This is a genomic window from Paraneptunicella aestuarii (genome assembly GCF_019900845.1).
Lineage (GTDB): Bacteria > Pseudomonadota > Gammaproteobacteria > Enterobacterales > Alteromonadaceae > Paraneptunicella > Paraneptunicella aestuarii.
Genome location: NZ_CP074570.1, coordinates 2,662,332 through 2,675,969, shown reverse-complemented (window position 1 = coordinate 2,675,969; position 13,638 = coordinate 2,662,332). Strand labels below are relative to the sequence as shown.

The 13,638-nt window shown below is 48.1% G+C and carries 1 protein-coding gene (cut by both window edges); it reads left to right on the top strand.

Every position in this 13,638-nt window falls within one protein-coding gene, locus tag KIH87_RS10500, for a non-ribosomal peptide synthase/polyketide synthase (RefSeq protein ID WP_232357847.1), read on the top strand. The gene is 32,307 nt long; 6,223 of those nucleotides lie to the left of the window and 12,446 to its right, leaving coding positions 6,224-19,861 in view — codons 2,075 (partial) to 6,621 (partial); the first complete codon in view begins at position 3. Both codon boundaries (start and stop) fall beyond the window edges.

Sequence of the window (13,638 nt, the reverse complement as noted above, 5' to 3'; positions counted from 1 at the left end):
GTTATCTTCCTCATGATAACGACGATGGCCTTTCCGGTGAGAACCAAGACGGATTTATTGAATATCTGGGTCGTAATGACTTTCAGGTGAAAATTCGCGGATTCCGCATTGAACTGGGCGAAATAGAAGCTCGCTTCAATGAACAACCACAGGTGCAATCATCGGTGGTGATGGCTTTTGGCGACGGTGAAAATAAGAAGCTGGTTGCTTATGTGCTGCCTGAAAATACGTCGCTACTGGCGTCTGATCCTGCTCGCCAACATTTGATATCGTCATTACTGGAATCGGTGGCTGAGCAGCTACCGAGTTATATGGTGCCTTCGGCGGTGGTGTTAATGGATGCCTGGCCGCAAACGCCCAATGGCAAGCTGGACAGAAAGGCATTACCTAAGCCCGATGACAGTGCCTTTATTAAAGCTGAGTATGAAGCTCCGCAAGATGGGGTTGAAGCTCAGCTAGCGCAGATTTGGTCTGAGCTACTCAAGGTTGAGCGCATAAGCCGCCATGATGACTTTTTCGCCTTGGGAGGGCACTCCTTGCTGGCGATCAAGCTTATGGAGCGCTTACGCAAAGTCGGGTTAGGCATAACGATTAAAGATCTGTTTGAACAGCCGACATTAACTGGTCTGTCAAAGCGTTTGGGCAATACTCAGGGGATTGTTGTACCTGAAAATCAGATTACGGCTACAACGGAACAGATTACCCCGGAAATGTTACCGCTGATCCAATTGAGTCAGCAGGACATCGACAGCATTGTGACCTCTATTCCGGGTGGCACGCACAATGTTCAAGATATCTACGGCTTGTCGCCATTGCAGGAAGGCATCTTATTTCATTATCTGTCATCACAAGATACCGACCCTTACTTGTTAAATTTGCAGATGGTATTTGCCAATCGTGAGGATTTGGATGCTTATCTGGCTGCTATGCAACAGGTTATCGATCGTCACGATATTCTGCGTACCGCTTTTTGTTGGGAAGGTTTAAGTGAACCTGCGCAGGTGGTGTTACGTCAAGCTCCCTTGTCTGTTATCAACATGGAGCTTGACGCTAGCAACGAGGGATACAAGGCGCAATTACAGCAGATGCAAAACCAACATGGACGATTAGATATCCGCCATGCGCCGTTGCTTCGATTTGTGGTTGCCCAAGTGCCAACTGATGCCGAGAATAGCGTTACAGACATAGATACAGACCCAGGAAAATGGCTGGTATTACAGCAATTGCACCATTTGATTGGTGACCATTCCACTGTGGAATATCTCATGAGTGAGCTGAGTTTGCTGCTTGCTAATCAGGCTGAAAAACTCACACCGCCTCAGCCGTTTCGGAATTTGGTTGCACAAGTCCGCTTGGGATCCAGTAAAGACGAGCATCACGCTTTCTTTAGCAAAATGTTGTCTGATATCGAAGACTCAACATTGCCTTTTGGTCTTAGTGATTTGCAACTGGATGGCAGCCAAAGCCGTGAATTCCAGATGTTATTACCTGCGTCTTTGAACGAGCGTTTGCGAGAGCAAGCTCGTTCATTGGGAGTGAGCCTGGCCAGCTTGTGCCACTTCGCTTACGGGCATGTGGTGTCGCGTGTGAGTGGCGTGAGTAAAGCAGTATTTGGTACTGTGCTATTGGGTCGTATGCAGGCGACGGCAGAGGGAGAAGGCGCGGCAGATGCCATGGGATTGTTTATCAATACCTTGCCATTTAGACAAGATGTGGATAATCGTGATATTGCACGGGCTATCAAGGATACGCACCAACAGCTTAGCCAGTTGATGGTTCATGAATACGCATCACTTGCCGAAGCGCAACGATGCAGCGGTATGGATTCATCCGCTCCGTTGTTTAGTGCCTTGTTGAATTACCGACACAATATGAAGCCTGATGAGGTCAGTGAGAGTCAGGACAATTTGTTAAATCGTATTGAATGGATTGAAGGTAAGGAACGTACAAATTATCCCTTTGTACTGTCGGTTGAAGAATACGGCGATGCCTTGGGGTTAACCGCACAGGTTGTAGAACCCATTGCGCCAGAACGTGTGTGCAACATGATGGCTCGTGCCTTAACGCATTTATCGGAATTGCTTGATGATACTCTATCTAATGGATCGTCAGCTTCTGCTTCGTCTTCATATATTCCGGCTTATCAGCTGGATGTTTTGCCTGCTGATGAAAAGCAAAAGGTGCTTTATGACTTTAATCAGCCCAATAAAAATATAAGCAGCACATCAAACTACGAGTGCTGTATTCACCAGTTATTTGAACAACAGGCAGCACAAACTCCTGATGCGATTGCCCTAATTCAAACTAAGAAAGCTCAAACTAAAAAAGCTCAAACTAGAATTCATGTTACAGAGCGATCCGCAACCGTTGAGTTAACCTATCGAGAGCTAAATGAACAGGCCAACCAACTGGCTCACTTGTTGATTGAGCAAGGCGTGAAACCCGATACGCCAGTGGCCATTTCCACTGAACGCCAAGGGTATCTATTGGTAGGAATTCTGGGAATTTTGAAGGCGGGTGGGGCTTATGTACCACTGGAGCCAGAATACGCCAGCACTCGTCTTCTGGATATTTTTGACGATGCCAAACCCAAGGTGTTGTTGGCAGACAGTACCGGTCTTGCTGTGCTGGGTGAGCATATCGGTGATACGCCGGTTGTTCGTCTGGATACGGATTGGCAAACCCGTTCAGACAGCCAGACTCCGCTTTCAATATCTAACCCTGTGGTTGCAGGGCTGACGCCAGCCAATATGGCGTACATGGTGTACACCTCGGGCTCGACCGGCAAGCCCAAAGGGGTGATGACCGAGCATTTGGGTGTGCTGCGGATTGTGAAAGACAATGGTTATCTGGATTTTACTTCAGAGGACAAAGTCGCCTTTGCGTCAACCGTGGCCTTTGATGCTGCGACTATGGAGATTTGGGGCGCGTTAGCCAATGGCGGGCAATGCATCATGATTGACCGGGATATATTGGTCGATGCCGATGCATTTATTCAGTTGTTAACCACCTATGAAGTCAACATTCTATGGTTATCGGTAGGGCTGTATAACAATCTGGTAGACAAGCTGATAGCGATAGCGAGTCAGTTTAAAGCGCTTCTAGTGGGCGGCGATGCGCTGGAACCAGAGAAAATAGAACGTTTAATCAAAACCAATAGTCCACAATTTGTTTTAAATGGTTATGGGCCGACAGAAACCACCACCTTTGCGACAACCTACAGGATAACTTCTAGCGATCTAGGTAAGCCTTCCATTCCTATTGGACGTCCTGTTTCCAATACGCAAGTCTATTTATTAAATGCCTTTATGCAGCCAGTGCCGATTGGTGCGGTTGGGGAGATTTATATTGGTGGTGATGGCTTGGCGAGAGGCTATTTGAATAGAGCTGACCTGACGCAAGAGCACTTTATTCCCGATCCTTTCATTGAAACTGATAGTTTGGGTCGCCCGGCACGGTTATATAAAACCGGAGATTTAGGGCGCTTCCTACCCGATGGCAATATTGATTTTGCGGGTCGTAACGATTTTCAGGTGAAGTTCCGCGGATATCGTATTGAGCTGGGCGAGATTGAAGCGCAATTAAGCCAACACCCACTGGTGAGTTCGGCGACGGTCTTGGTATTAGGCGAAGGCGATAGAAAACGCTTGGTAGCTTGGGTTATCCCGGAAGATGTGTCTTTGCTTGAAGAGGTTTCGGCAGATAGAGAGGTAGCTCATGAGCGTAAGGCGTTGATTGAAACATTAAACGCCTATCTGCAAGCCCATCTTCCAGAGTACATGGTGCCTTCGGCGATGGCCTTATTAGCACAGTGGCCTTTGAACGAAAGCGGCAAGCTCAACCGAAAAGCGCTGCCGATACCCGATGGTGCAGCCTTGTTAAGTGCTGAATACGAACCACCTCAAGGCGCAACCGAACAACGTTTGGCACAAATCTGGTCGGAACTATTGAGTGTTGAACGGGTTGGTCGTCGCGACAATTTCTTCACGCTTGGCGGGCATTCCTTACTGGCGATTAAATTGATGGAACGGCTTCGTAAAGAAGGCTTGGGTATTGCCATCAAAGATTTGTTTGATTCGCCAACGCTTGTTGGATTAGCCAAGAAGCTGGGAGGGCATGAATCGTTGATTGTGCCTGCAAATCAGATTACGCCGGATAGTGCTCATATCACGCCTGACATGCTGCCTCTTATTGAGCTGAATCAATCAGACATTGATCTGCTTGTGGAAAGTGTACCGGGTGGCGTCGCCAATATTCAGGATATTTACGGCCTGTCGCCGCTGCAAGAGGGCATATTATTCCATTACTTGTCGTCAAAAGGCGATGATCCATACTTGCTTTACTCCCATATGGCTTTTGCTAATCGGGAGGATTTGGATGCTTATCTGTCTGCGACCCAACAGATTGTGGATCGCCATGACATCTTGCGCACCGCTTTTTATTGGGAAGGGCTGTCTGAGCCTGCTCAGGTGGTATTGCGTCAAATACCGCTGAGTGTGATTGAAGTCTCACTCGACGAGAATAATGGAGAAGGCAAAAGCACTAAAGACTACCTGAATGAGATGCAGCAACAATATGCCCGATTGGATATCCGGGAAGCGCCGTTGTTGAGATATATCATCGCCAAAGAACCTGGAGCTTCTGATTCTGCTTCTGATTGTGATAGTGATCGCTGGTTAGTGGTGCAGCAATTCCACCATTTGATTGGCGACCATTCTACTTCTGAAATATTGGTTCAGGAGCTAGTGCTAATATTGACGGGGCAATCGGAGCAACTGGCTTCTCCTGAGCCTTATCGAAATCTGGTGGCTCAGGCGAGATTGGGTTCAAACAAGGAAGAGCATCAGGCCTTTTTCAGCAACATGCTGGCAGAGATTGAAGAGTCTACAACACCTTTCGGTTTAAAGGATGTGCAGAGCAATTCAGAGTCGGTGACAGAACATCACCTGATGTTGCCTGCGCCGTTGAATAAGACCCTGAGGGAACAGGCCAGAGCCTTGGGTGTCAGTTTGGCTAGCTTGTGTCACTTTGCTTACGGGCATGTGGTGGCGCGTGCCAGCACAGTAGATAAGGCTGTATTTGGCACAGTGCTATTTGGTCGAATGCAGGCCGGCGATGGTGCTGCCGATGCAATGGGATTGTTTATTAATACTCTTCCGTTTAGGCAAGATGTGAGCGCTCAAGGCATTGCCGAGGCGGTTCAACAGACACACCAACAATTGAGCCAGTTAATGATGCATGAATATGCGTCACTGGCGGAAGCGCAGCGTTGCAGCAGTATTGATTCGTCTGCACCGTTGTTTAGCGCTCTGTTAAATTATCGCCATAATCAGCACCCTGATATGCAGGGTATGAAGGTGGAAGAGACGCTCTTTGATCGCATTGAATATGTTGATGGTAAGGAACAGAGCAACTATCCATTCACACTTTCAGTGGAAGACTATGGCGATGCCTTGGGATTCACCGCGCTGATCGTTGATTCCGTTGGTTCTGAGCGCGTTTGTCAGATGATGGCACGAGCACTGGAACATCTAAGTGAGCTGTTGGCACAAGCGCCGGATACGCCGTCTTATGCGCTGGATGTATTGCCGCCACAAGAGCGTGAGGCATTACTTTATGGTTTAAACCAGACTCACGCCGATTATCCCCGTGAACAATGCATTCATGAGCTGTTTGAATACCATGCCAACGCTAATCCGGATGCTATTGCGGTATTGCAGGTAAATGATGATGGCTACCAAACGTCGCTGAATTATCGTGAAGTCAATGAACAGGCCAATCAGCTTGCACATTTGCTGATTGAACGAGGTGTGGAGCCCAATACTCTGGTTGCCATTTGCAGCCGCCGTCGCCCTTATATGTTGGTGGCGATGTTGGCGGTACTGAAAGCCGGGGGGGCTTATGTTCCCCTTGATCCGGCTTACGCCAGCAGCCGTTTGCTGGATACATTGGAAGATGCTAATCCACTGTTGTTACTTGCTGATGAAGCCGGGTTAGAGGCCATCGGCTATCTTGATAGCAATGTTGAAACAAGCGTTGAGAGCGAGCTTGTACATAGTCTTATCAGGCTAGACAGACTTGCACTGGATAGCTTGCCAGCGATTAATCCTCAAATCGCAGGACTGGATCCGAATCATCTGGCTTATGTCATTTATACCTCTGGCTCGACGGGTAAACCCAAAGGGGTAATGCTTGAGCATGGCGGCCTGATGAATTTAGCCAGTTCACAAACCCGTTTGTATGGCGTTAACGCCAGTACCCGAGTGATGCAGTTTGCTTCACCGGGATTTGATGCCAGTGTGTTTGACCTTGCCATGATGTGTGTCAGTGGCGGTTCGCTGTTCTTGCGTGACGAGTTATCCGGTCAGGATGCTCGCCACCTGTTTGAACAAATTGCACAACAGGGAGTGACCCATGTGTTGTTACCGCCTGTGCTGTTTAGAAGTTTGTCGCTGCAAGATATCTCTCTGGACTTTCTTGAGTCACTGGAAGTCTTGATTCTGGGTGGTGAAGCCTCAGAGCCACAACTGGTAAATCATTTATCGCAACAGACTCAGGTGTTTAACGCTTATGGCCCGACAGAAGGCACAGTGGTTGCCACTGTATGGGCTAGTGACGGACAAGCACTAACCGATTCACCGCCAATCGGTCGTCCTATCGACAACACCCAAATCTACTTGCTGGATGAACATTTACAGCCTGTGCCGAAAGGTGCGGTGGGTGAAATGTGGATTGGCGGTGACGGCGTTGCCCGTGGCTACCTGAATCGTGAGGATTTAACGCAAGAGCGCTTTGTTACCGACCCATTCCGTAAACAAGACAGCCGAGGCCGCGCCGCTCGACTTTATCGTACCGGCGATTTAGCGCGCTATCTGCCTGATGGCAATTTGGTGTACCTCGGTCGTAACGATTTTCAGGTGAAATTGCGTGGTTATCGTATTGAGCTGGGCGAAATCGAGTCGCAACTTGCCAGCCATGAACTGGTGCAATCAGCAACAGTGCTGGCTGTTGCTGAAGCTGAGCAGAAACGCCTTGTAGGGTGGGTAATACCAGAGGATGTGTCAGTTCTGGAAGACGAAAACCTTCGCCAGCATTTCATCCAAACGCTGCATGAATATCTGATGCAGCAGCTGCCGGATTATATGGTGCCTTCGGCCTTGGTATTGCTGGATAGCTGGCCGCAAACGCCGAATGGCAAGCTTGATCGTAAAGCATTACCACAGCCCGATGAAGGCGCTTTGATCAAGGCGGCTTATGAAGCACCGCAAGGCGCAATGGAAGAGCAATTGGCGCAGATCTGGTCTGAGCTATTGGGGGTTGAACAGGTAGGGCGTAATGACAACTTCTTCACCTTGGGCGGGCACTCGCTTTCTGCCATCAAGTTGATGGAAAAGCTGCGCAAAGTCGGGCTAGGCATTGCTATCAAAGACCTGTTTGATTCGCCGGTACTAAGTGCCTTGGCGAAAAAACTGGGTGGGCATGAATCTTTGATTATCCCACCAAACAAGATCATGGCAGATACCTCTCATATCACGCCAGACATGCTACCGCTGATTGACTTGACTCAATCGGAGATCGACCAGCTTGTGGAAAACGTGCCAGGTGGTGTAGCTAATATTCAGGATATCTACGGCTTGTCGCCACTTCAGGAAGGAATGTTATTCCATTACATCTCTTCAGATGATGTGGATCCTTATTTGCTGAACACGCAATTGGTATTCCGAAATCGACAGGATCTGGATATCTATTTGGCAGCAGTACAACAGATTATTGATCGTCACGACACCTTAAGAACCGCCTTCTATTGGGAAGGGGTAAGTGAACCTGCTCAGGTGGTGTTGCGCCATGCACCACTTATTGTTACCGAAACGCAATTGGACACGGTTTCCGGGTACAGTAAACACGATTATCTCAACCTGTTGAAACAACAGTATTGCCATCTTGATATACAGAAACCGTCTTTGCTGCAATATGTGGTTGCTAAAGATCCAGACTCAGAGCAGTGGCTAGTGTTACTACAACTGCATCATATGATTGGTGACCATTCCACGCTTGAATATCTGTCGAATGAATTGGCGCTTATCCTGTCCGGCAACAATGCCGAATTGGATACACCACAGCCCTTCAGAAATTTGATAGCTCAAATTCGATATGGTGTAGATAAGGGAGTGGATAGCGCTTTCTTTACCGAAATGTTGGCGGATATTGATGAACCTACTGTGCCCTATGGTTTGCATGATGTGCTTATGGATGGCGCTTTGGTACGCGAACATAACATCATGCTGCCGCAGTCTTTGAATGATGAATTGCGTCGACAGTCTAAAACGCTGGGTGTGAGCCTGGCCGCGCTGTGTCATTTTGCCTTTGGGCATGTGGTTGCCCGTACCAGTAACGTACAAAAAGCGGTATTTGGTACGGTATTGTTTGGACGAATGCAAGCCGGTGATGGTGCTGCTGAAGCCATGGGATTATTCATTAATACCTTGCCGTTCAGGCAAGATGTGGATGGTGCCAACGTTGAAAACATGGACATTCTGGCTGCCGTTAAACAGACGCATCGTAATCTTAGTCAATTGATGATGCATGAACATGCATCGCTGGCAGAAGCGCAAAAATGTAGCTCTCTGGATTCTGCTGCACCTTTGTTTAGTGCCTTGTTGAACTATCGCCACAATGTGTTGCCTTCTGAATCCGACGCTGAAACACCAGATGAAGCCCATTTGCTGAATCGCATTGAGTGGATTGAAAGTGAAGAACGTACTAATTATCCATTGGCGGTTTCAATTGAAGATTATGGCAAACAATTGGGGGTGACGGCTCAGGTTGTTGACCCCATTGACGCTGAACAAATCTGTCAGATGATGGCAGCAGCGCTGTCTGGTTTAGCGGATGCGCTTTCGGCCTCAACGCCTTTTCCTGCCTACCAGTTGGATATTTTACCGACTGATGAGCGTCGTAAAATACTGGATGATTTCAATGCAACCAAGGTGGCGTTTCCTGAGGATCGCTGTGCCCATCAGTTGATTGAATATCATGCTCATGCCAGCCCTGACAATCTTGCCGTTGTCAGTGATGAAGGAATGTTGAGTTACGGTGAATTGAACGCCAAAGCAAACCGTCTGGCTCGTGAAATTCGTCAGCGATATAAGGTTATTACTGGTAAAGAGCTTACCGGTGACACTCTGGTTGCCTTGCACTTTGAGCGTAATCTGGAACTGATAGTCAGTATTTTGGCCGTGCTCAAAGCGGGCGCAGCCTACGTGCCTATTTCCACTGATTACCCTGGTGAACGCATACAACATATCTTGCAGGATTCCGGCGTGGAGCTGGTCTTAACAAAAGAGCAGAATCTGTTGTCGCTGCAACCTATTGTGGATGAGCTCAAGCACAAGGTAGAAGCTCTTTGTGTTGACGAAATAGATCTGAGTCAGCATTCCGATAGTAATCTTGAAAACATCAATAATGTTCGTGATCTGGCTTACGTGATTTATACCTCGGGAACCACTGGAAAACCGAAAGGCGTAATGATCGAACATCGGGGGTTGGTGAATCTGACCGTTGCGTTGCAGCAAATTTATCATTATCAGCCCCAGGATCGTGTGCTGCAATTTGCGTCCAACAGTTTTGATATGTCGGTGGAAGAAATCTTTGGTGCCTTATGTAACGGCAGTGGTTTGGTACTCAGAACTGATGATTGGTTAGTGAATGCACATACCTTTTGGCAGTATTGTGAGCAGTATCAGGTGTCTATTGCTAACTTGCCAACGGCATTTTGGCATCTGCTTGTGGATGATGATGTGCCGATTCCTGAATGTTTACACAGCCTTGCTATTGGCGGTGAAGCTGCGAACCCGGAAAAAGTGGCGCAGTGGCTGGCTCGTTCTGGCCATCTACCTACGCTTTTTGATGGTTATGGCCCCACTGAAACGACGGTTAATGCCACCTTTGCTCAAGTAGCAAGCAAAGAGGATTTACGCAGCATTGGTAAACCTATCGCTAATATGCGCGCTTATGTTCTGGATGAGCGCTTAAATCCGGTTCCCGTTGGTGTGGCAGGAGAGCTGTATGTGTCTGGTGTCGGGATCGCTAGAGGTTATCTAAATAGACCAGAGCTCACAGAAGAACGTTTTATTCCCGATCCATTTGCCAGTTCATCTTCTTCAAATGAATCTGCAACCATGTATAAAACCGGCGATTTGGTGCGCTGGTTACCGAACGGCACTTTGGAGTACCTGGGACGTAATGATTTTCAGGTGAAAATCAGAGGCTTCCGTATTGAATTGGGCGAAGTCGAAGCGCAGTTGACCAGTCATGAGGCTATCAAATCGGCCATTGTAAAAGTGATGGGTGAGGGAGAACAAAAACGTCTTGTGGCTTATTTGCAACCCGTTAATGAAGGACAGGAATCCCAATCGCTTATTCAGTCGGTGAGTCAGTATATGGCTGAACGGTTACCCGGTTACATGGTGCCAACGGCGATGATTACTATACAGGAATGGCCGTTAACGCCGAATGGCAAGGTGGATCGTAAAGCACTGCCTGAACCTGACGATAGCGCCTTGCTTAAGGCTCATTATGAGCCACCTCAAGGCGAGGTCGAACAAAAACTGGCCGATATTTGGTCTGCGTTGCTCAAGGTTGAGCGGGTAGGTCGTCATGATGATTTCTTTGCTCTGGGCGGTCATTCATTGCTTGCAGTGAAACTTATGGAGCAACTTCGTCGGGTAGGTTTGGGCATTGTTATTCGAGATTTGTTTGATTCGCCCATATTGTCTGAGCTGGCTAAGAAGCTAGGGGCTCACAAGGCCTTTGTGGTTCCTGAAAACCAGATCACTGGCAGCACTACTCGAATTACTCCTGAGATGTTACCGCTCATCACATTGACTCAATCTGAGATTGATGGACTGGTGGCGAATATTGAGGGTGGTGTAAGCAATATTCAGGATATTTACGGTTTGTCACCGTTACAGAAAGGGATATTGTTCCACTATTTGTCGGTGCAAGATTTTGATCCGTACCTCTCCCATTCCTATTTGCTATTCCAAAATCGGTCAGATTTGGATCTCTACTTGTCTGCCACACAAACAGTGATTGACCGTCACGACATTCTAAGAACCGCATTTTTCTGGGAAGGTTTGTCGGAGCCAGCACAAGTGGTATTGCGCCATGCACCGATGAAGGTGACAGAAGTCGAGTTGCATGAAGTCGAGGGGTATAGCGCTACTGACTATCTCAACATGATGCAATCTCAGCATGGCATGTTGGATGTGAAACAGGCTCCGTTAATGCAGTTTGTTGTGGCTAAAGAACCGGGCTCCCATTCTGAAGATGGACGTTGGCTGGTATTACTTCTTTTGCATCACCTGATAGGCGATCACTCTACGCTGGATATTCAGTTTCATGAGTTGGACGCTTTGATATCCGGTCAACCAGAGCGGTTGGGTAAGCCAGGAGCATTCCGTAATTTGGTGGCTGAAACGCGCTTGGGTGTTAGCGAGGAAGAGCATCAAGCATTCTTTACTAACATGCTTGCGGATATTGATGAATCCAGTACGCCATATGGCATGAACAATGTCATGCTGGATGGTTCGCAAATTGATGAGTATAGCGAGTTATTGCCTCAGGAACTGAATGACAGGTTGCGTCAGCTCAGTAAAACCTTGAGCGTCAGCCTGGCGAGTTTGTGTCACCTGGTGTTTGGCTTGTTAGTATCCAGAACCAGTGGCGTCAGCAAAGCGGTATTTGGCACTGTGTTACTCGGACGTATGGGCGCAGGTGAAGACAACAGTGACACCATGGGGGTATTCATTAACACCTTGCCATTCCGTCAGGATATTGATGAGCGAGGTATTAAAGCCGCTATTCAAGAGGCTCATCGAACTTTGAGCCAATTGGTGTCCCATGAGCAGGCGTCGCTTGCGATGGCACAAAAGTGCAGTGGCATTGAATCCTCTGCGCCTCTGTTCAGTGCTGTACTTAACTATCGTCATAATCTATCCCCTGAAAGCCTTGATATCGAGTCATCAGAGACTAAGACCGAAAGTATATTTGAACGCATCGAATTGATTGAAAGTGTGGAACGCACTAACTACCCCTTAAGTGTGTCGGTGGATGATAACGAGGTTTCATTGGGCTTAACCGCGTTGGCGGCTGAAGGTATTAATGCAGCGCTGATTTGTAAAATGATGGCAAGGGGCTTGGCTCATTTGGTCGAGTTGCTTGAGTCTGCACCGGATACACCGATTTATAAACTGGATATTCTGCCTGCTCAAGAGCGTCAGGCATTGCTTTATGATTTGAACCAGACGGCATCGGATTACCCTCGCGATGTGTGTCTTCATCAGATCTTTGAGCAACATGCTAAAGCTCACCCGGATGCTATTGCTTTGTTGCAGGGCTATTATGAAGGGAATGATGAAGAGAACAATGATGGCTCTCAAATCAGTTTGAGTTATCGTGAAGTCAATGAACAAGCTAATCAACTTGCTCATTTGCTGATCCAGCGTGGCGTGAAGCCAGAAACGCTGGTTGCTATTTGCAGCAGTCGTCGCCCTTATATGATTGTGGCGATGTTAGCCGTATTGAAAGCCGGTGGTGCTTTTGTGCCGCTTGACCCGGCCTATGCCAGCAGCAGATTGGTGGATACGCTGACAGATGCCAATCCATTGTTGTTGCTTGCCGATGATGCAGGGCTACAGGCGATAGGGGACGCGATAGAGGATGATATGGTGGTTCAGAGTGCTATCAGACTGGATAGCGCTCTCCATCTTAACAGTCTTGAAAATCTGCCTGTGACTAATCCCGAGATCACCGGACTTTCTCCCAATCACATGGCTTATGTCATTTACACCTCAGGCTCAACCGGCAAGCCCAAAGGGGTCATGGTGGAACATGGCGGCTTGGTGAATTTGGCGACCTCGCAGGCACGCTTGTTTGGCATTAATCACACTAGCCGAGTGATGCAGTTTGCTTCACCGGGTTTTGACGCCAGTGTGTCTGAAATTGCCATGATGTGTGTTAGTGGCGGTTCGCTGTTGTTGCGTGATGAACTCTCAGGGCGGGATGTCCGCCATTTGTTTGCACAAATCAAACAACAAGGTGTGACTCATGTGACATTGCCGCCCGTGCTGTTTAGAAGTTTGTCACTGGAAGATATCTCGCTGGATTCACTGGATGCCTTAATCCTTGCGGGTGAAGCTTCAGAGCTGCAATTGGTGAAGCATTTGTCGCAACAGACTCGCGTGTTTAATGCTTATGGCCCGACCGAAGATACAGTGTGTGCCACGGCATGGGAGATTGATGCTGACGAGCTAGACCATATGTCGTCGACTGATGCTCTGTCGATTGATGCTCCGCCTATAGGCCGTCCTATCGACAATAACCAGATCTACCTGTTAGATGAGCATTTACAACCTGTGCCGAAAGGCGCGGTGGGTGAAATCTGGATTGGTGGTGATGGTGTTGCCCGTGGTTATCTGAACCGGGAGGATTTAACGCAAGAACGCTTTATTACCGACCCATTCCGCGAACAGGATAACCGAGGACGAGCTGCGCGCATTTACCGCACTGGCGACTTAGCCCGTTACTTGCCTGATGGCAATCTGATGTACCTGGGGCGTAACGATTTTCAGGTAAAAC